This is a genomic window from Streptomyces sp. NL15-2K, from assembly GCF_030551255.1.
Classification (GTDB): domain Bacteria; phylum Actinomycetota; class Actinomycetes; order Streptomycetales; family Streptomycetaceae; genus Streptomyces.
Map to the genome: position 1 here is coordinate 9198114 of NZ_CP130630.1, position 16528 is coordinate 9214641.

The 16528-nt window shown below is 72.9% G+C and carries 14 protein-coding genes and 4 pseudogenes; 8 read left to right on the forward strand and 10 right to left on the reverse strand.

The genetic code is table 11. From position 1 onward, the window contains the following. Window positions 1–55 precede the first annotated feature (55 nt). Entirely contained in the window at window positions 56–1459 is a 1404-nt protein-coding gene (locus Q4V64_RS41135) for a DNA-3-methyladenine glycosylase 2 family protein (RefSeq protein WP_124438357.1), read from the forward strand. After that, window positions 1456–1980, forward strand: a complete 525-nt coding sequence (locus Q4V64_RS41140) for a methylated-DNA--[protein]-cysteine S-methyltransferase (protein ID WP_124438315.1) — start codon at window positions 1456–1458, stop codon at window positions 1978–1980. The genes Q4V64_RS41135 and Q4V64_RS41140 overlap by 4 nt, the downstream gene beginning before the upstream one ends. A 24-nt stretch (window positions 1981–2004) precedes the next feature. On the opposite strand, the gene Q4V64_RS41145 is transcribed toward Q4V64_RS41140, so the two are convergent. From Q4V64_RS41145 to Q4V64_RS41155, 3 genes and pseudogenes are all read right to left on the reverse strand, one after another. Continuing rightward, a complete protein-coding gene (locus Q4V64_RS41145) occupies window positions 2005–2379 on the reverse strand; it encodes a PPOX class F420-dependent oxidoreductase (protein WP_124438314.1) in 375 nt (124 codons plus the stop codon). 125 nt (window positions 2380–2504) lie between these two features. Then, window positions 2505–2987 carry a DUF456 domain-containing protein gene (locus Q4V64_RS41150; protein ID WP_124438313.1) on the reverse strand — a complete coding sequence of 161 codons (483 nt, stop codon included), beginning with the start codon at window positions 2985–2987 and terminating at the stop codon, window positions 2505–2507. 46 nt (window positions 2988–3033) lie between these two features. Then, window positions 3034–3321, reverse strand: a pseudogene (locus Q4V64_RS41155) (hypothetical protein); the annotation flags it as partial. Between the two features lie 123 nt (window positions 3322–3444). Between Q4V64_RS41155 and Q4V64_RS41160 the strand changes: the two are divergent. Then, the gene (locus Q4V64_RS41160; RefSeq protein ID WP_303714060.1) at window positions 3445–5169 is read left to right on the forward strand and encodes a protein phosphatase 2C domain-containing protein; all 1725 of its coding nucleotides are present in this window, start codon (window positions 3445–3447) and stop codon (window positions 5167–5169) included. Window positions 5170–5193: 24 nt separating this feature from the next. Here Q4V64_RS41160 and Q4V64_RS41165 read toward each other — a convergent pair whose 3' ends face one another. After that, window positions 5194–6558: a helix-turn-helix transcriptional regulator gene (locus Q4V64_RS41165; RefSeq protein WP_253266804.1), complete on the reverse strand. Its 1365-nt coding sequence runs from the start codon at window positions 6556–6558 to the stop codon at window positions 5194–5196. Between the two features lie 240 nt (window positions 6559–6798). Between Q4V64_RS41165 and Q4V64_RS41170 the strand changes: the two genes are divergently transcribed. Next, entirely contained in the window at window positions 6799–7419 is a 621-nt protein-coding gene (locus tag Q4V64_RS41170; RefSeq protein ID WP_124438296.1) for a hypothetical protein, read from the forward strand. 108 nt (window positions 7420–7527) lie between these two features. On the opposite strand, the pseudogene Q4V64_RS55550 reads toward Q4V64_RS41170, so the two are convergent. After that, window positions 7528–7717 (reverse strand): annotated as a pseudogene (locus Q4V64_RS55550) (hypothetical protein); the annotation flags it as partial. Window positions 7718–7871: 154 nt separating this feature from the next. Here Q4V64_RS55550 and Q4V64_RS41180 point away from each other — a divergent pair. Then, window positions 7872–8363: an ATP-binding protein gene (locus Q4V64_RS41180; RefSeq protein ID WP_124438310.1), complete on the forward strand. Its 492-nt coding sequence runs from the start codon at window positions 7872–7874 to the stop codon at window positions 8361–8363. Between the two features lie 115 nt (window positions 8364–8478). On the opposite strand, the gene Q4V64_RS41185 is transcribed toward Q4V64_RS41180, so the two are convergent. The 3 genes and pseudogenes from Q4V64_RS41185 to Q4V64_RS41195 all read right to left on the reverse strand — a co-directional run. After that, window positions 8479–9522 (reverse strand): DUF2637 domain-containing protein, encoded by a 1044-nt coding sequence (locus Q4V64_RS41185; protein WP_124438295.1) that lies wholly within the window; start codon window positions 9520–9522, stop codon window positions 8479–8481. Between the two features lie 306 nt (window positions 9523–9828). Next, a pseudogene (locus tag Q4V64_RS41190) lies at window positions 9829–10212 on the reverse strand ((2Fe-2S)-binding protein); the annotation flags it as partial. A gap of 180 nt (window positions 10213–10392) precedes the next feature. Next, window positions 10393–10863 (reverse strand): annotated as a pseudogene (locus tag Q4V64_RS41195) (iron-sulfur protein); the annotation flags it as partial. Between the two features lie 156 nt (window positions 10864–11019). Between Q4V64_RS41195 and Q4V64_RS41200 the strand changes: the two are divergent. Next, window positions 11020–11847, forward strand: a complete 828-nt coding sequence (locus Q4V64_RS41200; RefSeq protein WP_124438294.1) for a GntR family transcriptional regulator — start codon at window positions 11020–11022, stop codon at window positions 11845–11847. A 48-nt stretch (window positions 11848–11895) separates the two neighbouring features. Here Q4V64_RS41200 and Q4V64_RS41205 read toward each other — a convergent pair whose 3' ends face one another. Beyond that, window positions 11896–12669, reverse strand: a complete 774-nt coding sequence (locus Q4V64_RS41205) for a hypothetical protein (RefSeq protein WP_124438293.1) — start codon at window positions 12667–12669, stop codon at window positions 11896–11898. A gap of 337 nt (window positions 12670–13006) precedes the next feature. Further along, window positions 13007–14677, reverse strand: a complete 1671-nt coding sequence (locus Q4V64_RS41210) for a PucR family transcriptional regulator ligand-binding domain-containing protein (RefSeq protein WP_124438292.1) — start codon at window positions 14675–14677, stop codon at window positions 13007–13009. 379 nt (window positions 14678–15056) lie between these two features. Here Q4V64_RS41210 and Q4V64_RS41215 point away from each other — a divergent pair, with 379 nt between their 5' ends. Both Q4V64_RS41215 and Q4V64_RS41220 read left to right on the forward strand, forming a co-directional pair. Next, the gene (locus Q4V64_RS41215) at window positions 15057–15956 is read left to right on the forward strand and encodes an FAD binding domain-containing protein (RefSeq protein ID WP_124438291.1); all 900 of its coding nucleotides are present in this window, start codon (window positions 15057–15059) and stop codon (window positions 15954–15956) included. Next, entirely contained in the window at window positions 15956–16528 is a 573-nt protein-coding gene (locus Q4V64_RS41220) for a (2Fe-2S)-binding protein (protein WP_124438290.1), read from the forward strand. The genes Q4V64_RS41215 and Q4V64_RS41220 overlap by 1 nt, the downstream gene beginning before the upstream one ends.

Genomic DNA, 16528 nt, shown 5'->3' on the forward strand with positions numbered 1-16528 from the left:
CACGTCCGATTTCCGCTAGCCCTAGCCCTGGTCACCGTCGAGACTGGATGTCGTGATGGACGAAGACACCAGGTACGAAGCGGTGCGCAGTCGGGACGGGCGGTTCGACGGGGAGTTCTTCTTCGCCGTCGTGACGACCGGGATCTACTGCCGGCCCAGCTGCCCGGCGGTGACGCCGAAGCGGCACAACGTCCGGTTCTTCGCGACGGCCGCCGCCGCGCAGGGCTCGGGCTTCCGGGCCTGCCGGCGGTGCCGGCCGGACGCCGTGCCGGGCTCGGCCGAGTGGAACGTGCGGGCGGACGTCGTGGGGCGGGCCATGCGGCTCATCGGTGACGGTGTCGTCGACCGGGAGGGCGTCGCAGGGCTGGCCGCGCGGCTCGGCTACAGCGCGCGGCAGGTGCAGCGCCAGCTCACCGCCGAGCTCGGTGCCGGGCCCGTCGCCCTGGCGCGGGCCCAGCGGGCGCACACCGCGCGCGTCCTGCTGCAGACCACCGACCTGCCGATCACCCAGATCGGGTTCGCGTCCGGCTTCGCCAGTGTGCGGCAGTTCAACGACACGATGCGGGAGATCTACGCCTCGACGCCGAGCGAGCTGCGGGCCGTCGCACCGCACGGCGGCCGGGCCGCCCGGCGTACGGCCACACCGACCGCGGGGATCCCGCTGCGGCTCGCCCACCGGGGGCCGTACCAGGCGGGTGCCGTCTTCGACCTGCTGGAGGGCGAGGCCGTGGCCGGCATGGAGGAGGTGAGCGGACCGCGCGGACGGCGGACGTACCGTCGCACCCTGCGCCTTCCGCACGGCACCGGCATCGTCGCCGTCGACGAGCGGCCGGGCTCGGCGAGGTCCGCGTCCGGCGCCCATCCGGGCGGCTGGCTGGACGCCCTGCTGCACCTCACCGACCCCCGCGACCTGACCACCGCGGTCCAGCGGCTGCGACGGCTGTTCGACCTCGACGCCGATCCGTACGCCGTGGACGAGCGGCTCGGCGCCGACGCACGGCTCGCCCCGCTCGTCGCCGCCCGGCCCGGACTGCGGTCGCCCGGCGCCGCCGACCCGGAGGAGCTCGCGGTGCGGGCGCTGGTGGGGCGGACGGAGGCCGAGCGGCTGGTACGGCGATACGGCAAGGCGCTGGACGCACCCTGCGGCAGCCTCACCCACGTCTTCCCCGAACCGGCCGTCCTCGCCGAGGCCGAACCCGACGGCACCCCGGGCGCGCTCGCCGCCGCCCTCGCCGACGGTGTCGTACGCCTCGATCCGGGCGCCGACCGGGACGATGCGGAGGCGGCACTGCTCGCGCTGCCCGGGCTGGACGCCCGTACCATCGCCGCCGTCCGTACCCGCGCCCTCGGCGACCCGGACGTCGCCCCGCCCGGCCCGGGCATCCCCGACACCTGGCGCCCCTGGCGCTCATACGCCCTGCGACACCTGCGTGCGGCAGGGGAGTTGGAGTACCGATGACCACCGAGACGCACTACACCACCGAGACGCACTACACCACCGAGACGCACTACACCACCGTGGACAGCCCCGTCGGCGGGCTCCTGTTGACCGCAGGCGCGGACGGCACCCTGACCTCCCTGTCCGTGCCCGGCCAGAAGAACGGCCGTACCGTCCAGGACGGTTGGCGACACGACCCGACCCTGTTCCGCGAGGCCGAGGAACAGCTCGCCGCCTACTTCGCCGGGGAACTCAAGGAGTTCCAGCTGGCGGTGCGGAGCGAGAGCACCACCTTCCGCGAGAAGGTCTGGGCCGCCCTCGACACCGTCCCCTACGGTTCGACCACGACGTACGGCGAGATCGCCACCCGCATCGGCGCGCCCCGCGCCGCCGTACGGGCCGTCGGCGGCGCGATCGGCGCCAACCCGCTGCTGATCGTCCGCCCGTGCCACCGGGTGATCGGGGCCGACGGTTCACTGACGGGGTACGCGGGCGGGCTGGAGCGCAAGACGACGCTGCTCACGCTGGAAGGCGTCCTCTAGTCGCTCTCCTTCAGCCGCCCTCCTTCAGTCGCCCTCCTCCAGCCCCCAGCTGTGGATCCGCCGCGGATGGACCCGGATCAGCTCCTCGCTGAAGTGCGGACCCAAGTCGTGCGGACCGGCGAGGAGTTCGGCCTCGCCGCGGATGTCGATGCCGCGCACCTTCCAGGGCCTCAGGCTGACGATGTCGTCGACGACCAGGGCGATCTTCGGGTTCTTCCGCAGGTTGCGCCACTTCTTGGTGGCACCCATGGCGTAGCCGCCGATCAGGACGGTCCCGTCGTCCTGAAGGTAGAAGCCGACCGGGTTCGCCTGTGGCTGGCCGTGCTGGTCGACGGTGGCCATGCGCCCGAGCCGCTGCGACTTCAGGTACGCGAGTTCGGCCTCGCTGAATTCGGTCATGGCAGCCAGCCAACACCTCGGCTCCGCCCGGCGCATCGGATCCTCGTCCTACGTCCCGGGTCCTACGACGGGACGCACGGGCGAGGGGCTGGTTCAACCGGGGACAGGTTCTCCGGGGGACCGGTTCACCCCCACAGCACCGCCCCCAGCCACGCCCCCATGATCAGCAGGCAGGTGAACAGTTCCGCCAGCACGCTGGAGCCGCCGGAGCGCATCGCCGTCCGCAGCGCGGCCATCGCCTCGCCGTGGCGGCCGAGCCGCAGGCGTTCGCAGAGGTAGATCCCGCCTATGAAACCGGGGATCGCTCCGACCACGGGGATCAGGAAGAAGCCGATGAACGCCCCCACCCCGGCGTACACCGCCATCCGTCGGGTGGCGCCGCTCGCGCGCAGCCGTCGCGGCGGCAGTGACCAGCGCACCACCTGGGAGAGGAGCAGCGCGACGGTGCCGCCCACGAGCACGCCCCAGGCCAGTGGCTGCGGATCCTGCAGCGCCCACCACAGGACCGCGGACCACACCAGCCACGACCCCGGCACACCGGGCACCAGGACTCCGCCCACGCCGAGCAGCATGACCAGGCCGACCAGCAGGAGGTCCACCACTCCCATTGGTCCAGAGTGCCGGAGTACGGGAGAAGGCGCAGGCCGGCCATGTTCACTCGGGCCGGTCCCGGGCCACCCATCCCCGCTCGCACGCGTGCCACCCCAGCTGCAGCCGGGTCGTCACACCGCTCAGCTCCATCAGCCGCTTCACCCGGCGCTGCACGGTCCGCAGACCCAGGTCGAGCTGCTTGGCGACGCCTGCCAGCAGCTCCAGCGGCCCGCTCGCGCGCACGACCAGCGCGGTGGGCTCCGCGGTGTGCGGGGTGAGCGGCACCAAGGCGAGCGAACGGTCGGCGACCACCAGCCTGGTGGCACCAATCGCTCCCAGCACCTGGCGTCGCCCTTCCTCGCCTCCGGACCGGCGTTCGGGTGCTCACTCGGCACACCGTTCGACGCGCGGTGGCTGTCCTGATTTTCCGGATGCCCCGTTTTCACACGGCCCGTGCGGTGGACAATTGAGGGCATGAACCAGCAGGGGGGAAGGCCCACCGGTCACGAGGACGACTGGTGGGGCCAGCTGTACGACGACTCCACCGAGGACACGGGCCCCACGGCCACGCCCGACACAGTGGACGATCGGTACGCCTCGGCCGTGGAGGCCGTGGAGGCCGTGGAGGCCGTGGAGGCCGTGGAGACGGTGGACACGGTCGATGCGGTGGACGCGCCGCCGCGCCTGGCGGGGTCCGGTGTTCCGTCGCAAGGGCCCGGTACCGCCGACACCACAGAGGCCGTTGACGCCCCCCGCCGCACGGAGTTCATACGGCAGCGCGCCCCCTGGGAGCCGCCACCCGACCCTACTCCGGGCCCCGCGACCTTCCCGCCCGGACCGAAGCCACCGGGATTCGAGGCACAGACCCCCCGGGGCAGCACGCCCTCCTCGACCGGTGGCCGCATCCCGACGGAGTCCCGCACACCCACCGCGCCGGTCACCCCGGCCACGCCCCCGCCCCCGGTCACCCCGGCCACACCCCCGCCCCCGGCCGGGCCGCCTCCCCCGCCGCCTCCGTTCGGCCCACCGCGGTCGGCTGCCCCGCCGCCCACGCGAGAGGACACCGCGGAACCCTCGCGCCCCGTCGGCCCGACGCCGCAGCGCTCGCCCGCGGAGCCCTCGCACCTCGTCGAGCCCGCACCGCAGCGCCCGCCCGCCGACACCGACACCGACACCCCCGCCCCACAGGGCCCCCGCACCGCCACCCGCGTCGACCTCCCCGCGCTCCCGCCCGAGCCCGTCGACTACGTGGGCTCAGGGCCGCCCACCTACGAGGCCGAACCCACCGCCCTGCCCCCCGCCGATCCGGACGACCTCGACGATCTGGTCGCGGACACCGTCCTCGACGGAGCCCGGTACGGGCCCTGCACACTGCGGGCCGTCTCCGTCCGAGGGGACTCCGCGCGGTTCCGGGGCGAGCCGCGCCGGGACTCCCTCCTCACCGCCCGTTTCGGCTCGGGCGAGCACGCGCTGGTCCTGGTGGCGATGGCGACCGGTGCCCGCGCCACCCCGGGCGCGCACCGCGCGGCCGCCGAGGCCTGCCACTGGATCGGGCGGGCCGTCGGCCGCAGCCACGCACGGCTCGCCGAGGACATAAGGGCCGGCCGCCGCGGCGATCTGAAGTCCGGCCTGCACCGCCTCACCGACCGCAGCCTCGGCAGGCTCCGCGCCGGCGCCGCCGAGCAGGGCATCGATCCGGAGGAGTACGCGGCCACCCTGCGCTGCCTCCTGCTCCCCGCCGATCCCGGATGCCGTACGCGCGTGTTCTTCGGCGTCGGCGAGGGCGGACTGTTCCGGCTCAGGGACGGCGAGTGGCAGGACATCGAACCGCGCGTCCAGGACGTCACCGGCGAGCCCGTCGTCGGCTTCGGATCCGTGTCCTCCGAGACGCCGGAGGGCGACCGGCTCACCATGGACCTGGGCATCCCCACGCCCCCGAGCCCGTACGAGCCCGCCCCCGAACCGCTGCGTGAACCCTTCCGCTTCCGCGCCTCCGTCGCCCGCCCCGGCGACACGCTCGTGATGTGCACCGGCGGCCTGGCCGAGCCGCTGCGGGGGGAGCCGGAGCTGTGCGAGTACCTGACCGGCCGGTGGTCCGGCCCGAACCCGCCCGGCCTCGCCGCGTTCCTCGCCGACGCCCAGGTGCGGGTCAAGGGGTACTCGGACGACCGTACGGCCGCCGCCGTTTGGGAGGCGTGACCTGCGGAACGTACGCGGGCCGCATCAGTCGTACGGCGTCCACTGACGGGCCGATGTGTCGTACGTGTAGCGCGGCAGCCCCTTGATGGCGCTCGTGCGGAACGGGCGGCCGTCGTCGTCGATGCGGACCGTGCCGGTGCGGCCCTGGGAGGACCAGTCCAGCTCCAGGTACCAGCGGCAGTCGCAGCCCTCGGTCCGGGCGGTGACCAGCAGCACCTCCGGGTCCTCGGCGGAGACACGGTAGGGCAGGCGCATGGCCGGGATCGGCGTGCCCGTGTCGTTGCCGTCGACCGGGTGGGCGATGGGGCGGTCGATGTCCAGGTCGACACCGAAGTAGCGGGGGGTGACCGCTCCGCCGCAGCCGTTGTCCATGGCGTAGGCGTTGCCCGGAGCGGGGTCCGCTCGTCCGACGACCCGGACGCGCAGTGCGTCCAGGACGACGGCCGTGGAGGTCCGCCCCTGCACCGAGATCCGTACGTTCGTCTCGCGTCCGTGCACCGCGCTCTGGGTTCCCGCCCAGGTTCCGGCGTCCTGCGGGGCCGGGGGCGGAGGGACCTGCCGCGGCGGCTTGGCGATGACGTAGTCGTGACCGCAGCCCATCGCCCAGACCTGGGAGTCGGCGGTCCACGTGAGGGGGACGGCGGCGGAGGCGGCGGGCTGGTCCGGCGCGCCGTTTCCGGAGGAGGCGCGGCTCTCGGCGGGTGATTTCCCGGAGGGCTTCGCGGGGGTGCCCTCGGCCGAGGAGGAGCGAGAGGGGGAGGGGGACCGGGTGCCGGTGGAAGGGCTCGGCGACGTGGTCGAGGGGTGGTCAGGTGAGCCCGGCGCCGTCGTGCGGGACGGACCGGCAGCCTGGGACCGTGCGGGATCGTCCGCCGGGGAACGACGGTCGGACGGCAGGGCCGAGAGGCTGCCCAGGGTGGCGAGGAGCGCCGCCGCGACGGCCGTGGTCACCAGGGTGCGTCGGCGGCGGTACCAGGGGCGCGGTGGGGGAGCGGGGGCGGGATCGTCCTTCGCGCCGGATTCCTCCGACATCTGCGACGCGCCGTCCTGCGTCGGGGGCTCCGGCCGCGCGGTCTCCGTCGGTTCGACCGCCGTATCCCGTACGGCCGTCGGTTCGGTCGCCGTACGGGGCCGCTGCCGTGCCGCCACCGCCAGGAGCCATAACCGGTGTAATTCCAGCCGCTCTTGCGCCGACGCCCCGCACAACGCGGCGAACCGCTCCACCGGGGCGAAGTCCAGGGGGACGGCCTCACCGGCGCAGTAGCGGTGCAGCGTGGAGGTGTTCATGTTCAGGCGGCGGGCCAGCGAACCGTAACTGCGGTCCGTGCGCTCCTTCAGCCGTCGCAGCAGCGCGGCGAACTCCTCGACGTCCTCGTGTGGTGCCGACACCGTTCCCCCGTGTCCTCCCGACCCGGGACGGTATCCCAGGCACTCCCTGTATCTGCACGTCAGACGGGCTGGGATGGTTCCACCGTGGTGGATCCGGCGTCCCCTGTTGCGTCCGCCCGTCGTGACCGCTGATGCTCTTGGTGTCGCCCCGACCAGGGCCGGACCGACCATCCGGCGTCGTGGCGGCATCCACCCTCACGCACTTGCCACACCCATGCACTCACCCACGGGGGAACACCCATGCCCAACCGCACCCGAGCCGGCGCGCTCACCGTACTCGCCGCCGCATGCCTCGCCCTCGGTTCCGTGCTCGCCGTCCCGGCGAACGCCACCACCCAGGCACCCGGCTTCCTCTCGGCCGCCGACCTTCCGCCCCACCCCACCTCTTCCTGGACGGCCGGCAAGGTCACCGGTGGTGTACCGGAGGAAGTGGAGGTGGACAGCTGCCTGAGCATGGCGCTGCCGGGCCACGACTCCTCCTGGCACCGCGACTTCAGGACCGACGTCGACGCGAGCGCCCGTCAGATCACCGTCGTCCTGCCGGACATCCGCTCGGCGAAGGGCCTGGCCTCGCGGCTGAACCAGGACATCCGGTCCTGCTCGGAGTGGATCGAGCAGTCCGACCCGGAGATCGACGCCACCCTCGAGGACTACGGATCGCTGTCCGTCGAGGAGGGCGCCCATGTCTACGGCCTGCACACCGCGACCTCCTGGGGCGCCACCGACATCCGCCTCCTCTCCGTCGGCCGGGACGGCCGGACGGTGACGGTCGTGGACTGGGGCCAGCTGGGCGACTTCGACGATGCGCCGGTGAAGGCCTTCAAGAAGACGACCACCCGCGCGGTGAACAAGCTCCACTGACCGCGACCACCGCAAGACCGGGGCCGCCCTCCCGCACGGGGGTCGGGCGGGCGGCCCCGCGCCGGCCACGGCGGATTCCGGCCAGTTTCGCCGGCCCCGGGTGGTCGGCGCAGAGCCGGTCGCGGAGATCCGGTGCGCGCTCGCCGAGGCCGGCCGGGACGGGACGTCGGCCAGGGCTGCCCGTTCCGCGAGCGCCGTGCTTCGACAGCATCTCCACGTCCAGGAACAACTGCCACACCTCTTCGCCGAGTACAGCGAGGTCGGCAGAGCGGAATCGGTAGCCGGGTCCACCGCCCGCGATCAGGACCCGGCGGCCGACGGAGGCGCCCGCAACATGGCCGAACACCTGGTCGCCAAAGACTCGACATGACTGCCGCGTGTGCGACGGGGCATGGATCCCCGTGAACGTGTTCGAGCAGAGGGGAACCGACATCGGCACGCGGGCGGGGGTCATGAAGAGGCAGGTACGAGGAGGCGGTCCCACGGCGACAGGGGCCCTCACGGTGGAGACAGTGGGGGACGACGCCGACAACGACGACGGCGCCGGGGAGGGGGCTCCGGCGCCGCAGCTCAAGCGCAGACTCCGGCGGGCGGACCTGGGGGCGGTGCCCGAGGCGCGCAAGGCGCTGCGCGCGGTGTTGCGGCACTGGGGCAGGCCCGGTCGATCGGAGATCGCCGAACTGCTGACCAGCGAACTCGTCACCAACGCGCTCATCCACACCGACCACGACGCGGTCCTGACGGCCACCGTCGGACCCCGTGGGCTCCGGGTGGAGGTGCGGGACTTCGTGGCCCGCAGGCCCACTCCGTGCGTACCGAACGCCGACGACAGTACGCACGGCAGGGGGCTGATCCTGGTGCAGTCCCTCGCGGACGCGTGGGGTGTGCGGGCGCACGGGGTGGGGAAGGCGGTGTGGTTCGAGCTGGAGGCGGGGGTTTCCTGACCGGGCGTCAACAGACGGTATGTCTGTGGACGATGTCCAACACACGGGAGGGGGGAGCGGCTCCATGAGCCGCTCCCCCCTCCCGTGATGCCAGGCGGGCTTGTGCCCGGTGGGCCTAGCCGAACTGCTGCTCGAGGTCCTTGAGCTTGCGCTCCAAGGAGTCGAGGCGCGGCAGGGCCATTGTGTCGTCCTCCGCGGTGAGGTCGACGGTAACGGGGTCAGATCCGCTGCGGACGGGCTGCAGGGAGGGCCGTTGGCGTACGGGGGGCAGTTGCTCCGGCGTCGATATGGCAGGCTCCGCGGAGACTCGGTCGGAGGCCCGTTCCAGGGTGGCCTGCGCCTCCAGCTGCCGGCCGCGGCCGACGAAACCGCGGTGGCCCCGGCTGATCGCCTTGAGCTGCGCGCGCTCCACGCGCTCCTGCTCGCGCCGGCGCAGTCGGGCCGCCTCCTTCTGGCGCTTGTCCTCGCGCACCTCGTCGACCGCCTCGTCCAGGCTGCGCACGCCCTCCAGGAGCATCAGCGACCACGCCTTGTACGTCTCGCGCGGGGCCCGCATCCAGCGGACGGCGCGGATCTGCGGCAGCGGACGGGGCACCAGGCCCTGCTCGCGCAGGGCGGCCCGGCGGGTCTGCTTCAGCGCGCGGTCGAACAGCACGGCCGCCGACATCGACATGCCGGCGAAGAACTGCGGGGCGCCCGCGTGGTCGATGCCCCTGGGCGCGTGCACCCAGTTGAACCAGGCCGCGGCGCCCGCGAACGTCCACACGAGTATCCGGGAGCCGAGCGCCGCGTCACCGTGGCTGGCCTCGCGCACCGCGAGTACGGAGCAGAACATCGCCGCACCGTCCAGGCCGAAGGGGACGAGATACTCCCAGCCGCCGGACAGGTTCAGGTTCTGCTGGCCGAAGCCGACCAGGCCGTGAAAGGAGAGGGCGGCGGCCACCGCCGCACAGCAGAACAACAGGACGTAGGAGGCGGTGCCGTAAATGGCCTCCTTGCGCCTGCGGCGCTCCTCGCTGCGCTCCCACGAGTCGTCCGCGCTCGCGCTCTCCCCGGAGGGGCGCTTGCCGCGCGCGAGCACCGCCACCGCCGCCAGCATGCCCAGGAGCAGTACGGCGCCCGGAAGCAGCCAGTTCAGCGATATGTCGGTCAGTCTCATCTGGGGTCCCTTGCATTGGGATAGGGCGTGATAACGCCCGCCATAGTGGCCCAATCCCAACGGCCCTCAGGGGGTTTCGGGGCAAGAGGCCGCCAAGGAATTGCAAGGGGGGTGCCCAGGGCGGCGTTCTGCTCGAACTGCCGCTTGAGGGGCGGGAGTTGAGTTCGAATAAGACTACCCGTGCGGGTGGTTCCACGGAAAGTTCCCGTGACCCGTGAGAAAGTTGTGAATTGCCTGTAACCGGGCGGAAGTCTTGTTCGCGGCGATCCTACGGGATGCCCGAGTCGGCTCGGACCTGAGGGTGGCTCAACTGGCGGCGGCCGACATGAGCTTGGTGACGCGGTCCGCGTCGCTGGTCCGCGGGCAGGTGACGCAGGTGTCCTGCGGCTCCAGTGTGTAGAACATGCAGCAGCTCGCCCGGTCCCGGGTGGGCAGCGACTCGCCGTTCGGGCCGGTCAGTACGCGGAAGGCGGCCGAGCCGACGTACGGCTTGGTCGTGCCCGGCAGGAGGAGTTCCAGCTCGTGCTCGGCCCGCCGCCGCTCGTCCTCGCCGAGGAGTTCCGCGACGTACCAGAGGCTTTCCACGATCTCGTCGGTCACCATGCCCCACAGGGCGCGGCCGCGCCGGCGCGTGCGCGGGCCGAAGCCGGCCAGGACGGGTTCCATGTGCTCGGCGACGGCCGCGCGGACCTAGGGCCTGTGTCGAAAGTGGCGCCTGCCGGGCGGCGCCTGGCACGCACTCTCGCCGCGCCGGGCGAAAGCCCAAGTACATCCAGTACGAGGGCTTCCGCCCGGCACGCCGAGAGCACGCACCAGACGCCGCCCGGCCCGCCCTTCGGGCGGACGACGCCACTTTCGACACAGGCCCTAGGCCCGCAGGGCCTCCTCGTCGGGGACGGGGCGGGCGCCGGGGAGTGTCGCCGCGGGGTCGTCCGGCAGGCAGGCGAAGGGGCCGGGGCGTACGGCGAACGCCATGGGGTCCTGGGTGCGGTCGTACGAGACGTTCGTCACGGGGTGGCGGGGGACCCGGCGGTGCAGGAACCAGGGTGCGGTGATCAGGAGGCAGGCGGGCCAGGCGTAACGGTGCAGGCCGAAGCTCGCGATCACGTCGGGGCGGGCGGGGCGGCCGTGGTCCCGGAGCACTTGTGCGTCGTCCCGGGCGAGGAAGGCGTCGAGGCCGGGGCCGCCGTCCGCCAGGGCGGCGGCGGTGACCCAGCCGCCCCCTTCGGGGGCCCACTGGTCGGGGGTGAGCTCCGTGACGGTCAGGGCCGGGAGGGCTTGGGTGAGGCGGGCGTACGCGGCCGTGACGGGCGAGTGGGGGGCGGGCAGCGGCGCAGGCATACGGGACCACCGATTCGCTGACGTCTTCAGATAAGGCTTACCTTATCGAACATGATTGGGATTTGAACTGGCCGCTTCTGCCCCTAAGGTGCTTGACGGACGAGTAACAAGCCGCCGTAATGACCCCAAGTACTGATACGTCCGGAGGAGGAGCCCGTGAGGCAGGGTGTGCAGGGCTCCGCAGGGGTGGCGGCGGCGCGGGTGCCGTCGCAGGCCCGGGCCGCGGACGTGGAACGGGAGCGGGGCGCTGCCGCTGGGGCCGCGCGGGGTGAGCACACCCATGGCGAGCAGCCGATCCCGTGCCCGGGCGACGACCGCGCCCGTCCCGCTGTTCAGCGGTCCTCCGTGCAGCGGTCCTCTGTGCAGCGGTCCTCTGTGCGGGGTCAGATCGTGGACGCCCTGCGTACCGCCTTGGTGGCGGGGGAGCTGCGGCCCGGCGAGGTGTACTCCGCTCCCGCGCTCGGTGAGCGCTTCGGGGTGTCCGCGACGCCGGTGCGGGAGGCCATGCAGCAGCTCGCGCTGGAGGGGGCCGTCGAGGTCGTGCCGAATCGCGGGTTCCGGGTCGTCGAGCGGGGGACACGTGAACTGGCGGAGCTGGCGGAAGTGCGCGCGCTGATCGAGGTGCCGGTGATGCTGCGGCTGGCCCGCACGGTGCCGGCCGAGCGCTGGGCCGAGTTGCGGCCCCTCGCCGAGGCGACTGTGCGGGCCGCGTCCTCCGGTTGCCGGGCCACGTACGCGGAGTCCGACCGGGCCTTCCATCGCGCGCTGCTCGCGTTGGCGGGCAACGAGCAGCTGGTCCAGATCGCGGAGGAGCTCCATCGGCGGGCTCAGTGGCCGCTGGTGGGCGGGCCACCCGGGGTGCGGGGGCGGGCGGAGCTCGTGGCGGACGCGGCGGAGCACGTGGCGTTGCTGGACGCGTTGATCGCGCGGGACGTGGATGTGGTGCGGAGCCTGGTGGGGGAGCACTTCGCGGGAGCGTCGTGAGGCCCTGATGGGCCTCACGACGGTGCCCTTACCGGTCAGGGTTACGCGTTACGCCGCCCCCGCCGGCGGAGCCAACTGGCGGGCCAGCCAAGTCGGGACGCCTCCGAGCAGGCGGAACAGGCGGCGGGCCTCCTCGCGGAGGCGGGACGCCTCCGGCTCCGTCTCCGCGTCCGCCAGGGACGCCAGTGCCGGGGCCGTACCGACCAGGTAGCCCAACTCCTCACGGATCCGCAGGGATTCGGTGAAGCCGTGCCGGGCCTCCGCCAGTTCGCCGTCCCTCAGGGCGAGTCCGGCCAGGTGGCGCCAGGTGAAGGAGAGCAGGAGCGGGTCGGCGTGGGCCGTGGCGCCCGCGTGGGCGCGGCGGTAGGCGGCGCGTGCCGCCTGGGGGGAGCCGGTCAGGTTCTCCGCCAGCAGGCCCCGGCGGAAGTCCAGCAGGGCCCGCTGCTCGGAGCCCGGGGGGATGAGAGCCGCGGCCCGGCCGAGCGCCGCACGCGCCTCGTCGGCCCGGTCCCGTACGCCGTGCAGCGTCGCCGCGTACGCAAGTTGCCCGCGTTCACAAGCGGCCGCGCCCCGCTCGTCGTCGCCGTGGGCCAGCGCCTCGGCCGTGCGCAGCGCGTCCTCGGCCTCCTCCCAGCCCTGCTCCGTGTAAAGGCAGCGCTCCACGAAGAGGGAGGCCCGTTGCAGCGCGGCCGGTGCGGTGACCGGTTGGAGCAGGGCGGCCGCGTCGCCCCAGCAGGCGCGCGAGCGCAGCCGCCATACCGCGGTCTGGAGTGGATCGTCACCGGCGGTCGTTCCGTTACCAGACATGGCGGTATGCGCCACGTTGTCCTCCCCAAGGTCCTGTCCTTCGGATCAGCTCGGGGTCGCGGGGCTTGGCACGCACATCTGCGGCGTTGTCGTCGGTCGCCGACGCTCCGCGTCGCCCGCCGCGGTAGCGGCTGATCGACACGGCTCCTCCGCCTTGCAGCTGCACGCACCAAGCCCCGCTCACCGGCGTTGCCCGGCACCGCCCTTTCAACACCGACCTGATCCGAAGGACAGGCCCAGCACGCCATCGAGCTGTTGAGTGGTGGCGGCATCTCAGCACGAATCGACGGGCCTGGCCAAGAGGCTGGGTGAAGGATTTCACAAAGTCGTGGGATTCGGGGGGCCCGAGGTTTCAGCTCATGCGCAGTGCCAGGAAGAAGTCCAGCTTGTCCTCCAGCCGCGACAGGTCCCGGCTCGTCAACTGCTCGATCCGGCCCACCCGGTAGCGCAGCGTGTTGACGTGCAGGTGGAGGCGGGTCGCGCAGCGGGTCCAGGAGCCGTCGCAGTCGAGGAAGGCTTCCAGGGTCGGGATCAGTTCGGCGCGGTGGCGGCGGTCGTAGTCGCGCAGGGGGTCCAGGAGGCGGGCCGTGAAGGCTCGGCGGACGTCGTCCGGGACGAACGGCAGCAGCAGGACGTGGGAGGCCAGTTCCTGGTGGCCCGCCGCGCAGACCCGGCCGGGGCGGGCGGCGGCCACCCGGCGGGCGTGGCGGGCTTCCTCCAGGGCGCCGCGCAGGCCCTCCGCCGAGTGGACGGACGCGCTGACACCGAGGGTGACCCGGCCGTCGTCGTCCAGGCCGGCCGACAGGGGGTCCCGTACGGATTCCAGGAGCACGTCGGCGAGGAGGCCCGCCTCCGAGCCGTCGTGTTCCGAGGAGACCGCGGGGAGGGGGACAAGGGCGATCGCCTCGTCGCCGGTGTGGGCCACCGCGATGCGGTCCGAGGGCTCGGGGCCCGTGGCGAGCGGGTCCACCAGGATTTCCTCGAGGAGGGACTGGGCCACCGGGCCTCCTTCCGGGGCGCCGTCCCGCCATTCGACCCGGCCCACCACCACTTGCCAGTGCGGGGCCGCGCCGAGGCCGGGGAGGAGTACGGGGGCGGCCACCCTCAGGCGGGCCGCGATCTCGGCGGGGGGCGCGCCGGCCTGCACCAGTTCCAGGACCTCCTGGGCCAGGCGGCGGCGGACCGTGCGGGCCGCGTCCCTGCGGTCCCGTTCGACCGCGATGAGCTGGGTGACGCCCTGGAGGAGGTCCAGGCGTTCCTCCGGCCAGTCCCCGGCGTCCGCCTCGACGGCCAGCAGCCAGTCCGACAGGACCGTTTCGCGGACGTCCCGGGCGCCCTGCGGGGAGCGGCCGCTGCTGCGGACCGGGAAGAGGGAGTACGTCGTCGCGCCGAGCGTCACCCGGTGGGGGCCGCGTCTGCCCGTGCGGACGGCCGCCAGGTGTTCGGCCGCGAGCTTCGCGCGCACATCGGCGGACAGGCCGGGGGCGGCCTTCGGGCCCGCGATCAGGCGGCCCGCGGGGGAGAGCACCCAGGCGCGCAGGTCCAGGTCCGAGCCGAGCAGGTCCAGGACCACGTCCGGGCCGCCGCCCGCCGGGCCCGACGTCATCATGCGGCGGTGCCGGTCGACCACGGCCGCCAGGTCTCCGGCCCGCTCGCCCGAGACCTGCCGTACGACGTGTTCGGTGATCGTCGCGAAAGCCACCGATTCGTGCACCGCGAACAGCGGGAGGCGGTGGCGGGCGCAGGCCACGACCAGGTCGTCCGGGACGTCGCCCAGTTCCGCCTCGCCGGCCGCCAGCGCGGCCACGCCGGCCTGCACCAGGATGCGTACGAACGGCTCGGAGTCGGCGGCGTTCCGGCGCCAGGCCAGGCCGGTCAGGACCAGTTCCCCGCCCGAGAGATAGCGGCTGGGGTCCCTGAGGTCGGTGGTCATGACGCCGCGTACGGTGCGGTCCAGCTCGTCGTCGCCGCCGAGCAGCCTGAGGCCCAGCGCGTCGGTGTTCAGCAGTGCGCGCAGCCGCATTCTCGTCGCCGCCGTTCTTTGTCTCGAAATCTTCGATGAGTCGGGGAGGGGCGTGGGTGGGGAGCGGCCCGTTCGGCGGGCTGGTGAGCGGTGCTCGCCGTCGCCGTGGCCGTGTTCCGGCCGTGTCCCTGGTCACACGGTGTGTGTCTGGCGTTTCCACACGAAAACGGGGGTGTTTCTGATGACCTCCGTTCATACGAATCTACAAGATGACCGCCCTGGCCAGCCAACTCCTTCATGGTTTCCGTGACTGACCCGGTCGGCGGACGGCGCTGTGTACTGGCCCCACTGAGCGTGAACAGCACATGAACGAGCCGGGCCCGCCGCACACGGATTGGCTCGATCCGCACGATCCATGAGACGAAGAAGAGAGCCGGTCATGGACTTCCTTCGCCCCGCCAGCTGGGAGGAGGCGCTCGCCGCGAAAGCCGAGCACCCCACCGCTGTGCCGATCGCGGGCGGCACCGATGTGATGGTCGAGATCAACTTCGACCACCGCCGGCCCGAGTACCTCCTCGACCTCACCCGCGTCGGCGACCTCTACGAGTGGGAGGCCGCCGAGGCGAGCGTGCGGCTCGGTGCCTCCGTCCCGTACACGAAGATCATGGAGAACCTGCGCGGCGAGCTGCCGGGTCTCGCCCTCGCCTCGCACACGGTCGCCTCCCCGCAGATCCGCAACCGCGGCGGCGTCGGCGGCAACCTCGGCACCGCCTCCCCGGCCGGCGACGCCCATCCCGCTCTCCTCGCCGCGGGCGCCGAGGTCGAGGTGGAGTCGGTGCGTGGGTCGCGCCGGATCCCGATCGACGCGTTCTACACCGGCGTGAAGCGCAATGCGCTCGCCGCCGACGAGCTCATCCGGGCCGTGCACATCGACAAGGCCGACGGGCCGCAGCAGTTCTCGAAGGTCGGTACGCGCAACGCCATGGTCATCGCCGTGTGCGCGTTCGGGCTCGCGTTGCATCCGCGCAGCCGTACGGTCCGCACGGGGATCGGCTCCGCCGCGCCCACCCCCGTGCGCGCCAAGACCGCGGAGGAGTTCCTGAACGCCGCACTCGACGAGGGCGGTTTCTGGGACAACGGGAAGATCATCACCCCGTCGGTCGCCAAGCGGTTCGCGGACCTGTGCGCCGCCGCCTGCAACCCGATCGACGACGTCCGGGGCACGGCGAGCTACCGCCGGCACGCGGTCGGCGTCATGGCCCGCCGGACGCTGACCTGGACCTGGGAGTCGTACCGCGGCACCGACGGCCGGACACACCAGCAGGGGAGCGCCGCCTGATGCGCGTCAATTTCACGGTCAACGGTCGTCCGCAGGAAGCCGACGACGTGTGGGAGGGCGAGTCCCTGCTGTACGTGCTGCGGGAGCGGCTCGGGCTGCCGGGTTCCAAGAACGCCTGCGAGCAGGGCGAGTGCGGGTCGTGCACGGTCCGGCTGGACGGCGTGCCGGTGTGTTCGTGTCTGGTCGCGGCGGGCCAGGTGGAAGGCCGAGAGGTCGTCACGGTGGAGGGGCTCGCGGAACACGCCCAGCACCGCTCCTGCGGGACCGGCTCTCGCGGTACGTCCCTGGACGCGGCGAAGCGGTGGGAGGCCAAGCCTCAGGACTCCCATACGGGCGAAGGCACCGAACTGGCCCCCATCCAGCAGGCGTTCATCGACGCCGGCGCCGTCCAGTGCGGCTTCTGCACCCCGGGTCTGCTCGTCGCCGCCGACGAGATGCTGGAGCGCAACCCGAACCCGACCGACGCGGACATCCGCGAGGCGCTGTCGGGCAACCTGTGCCGCTGCACCGGCTACGAGAAGATCATGGACGCGGTCCGCCTGGCGGCCGCCCGGCAGTCAGAGGCGGTCTGA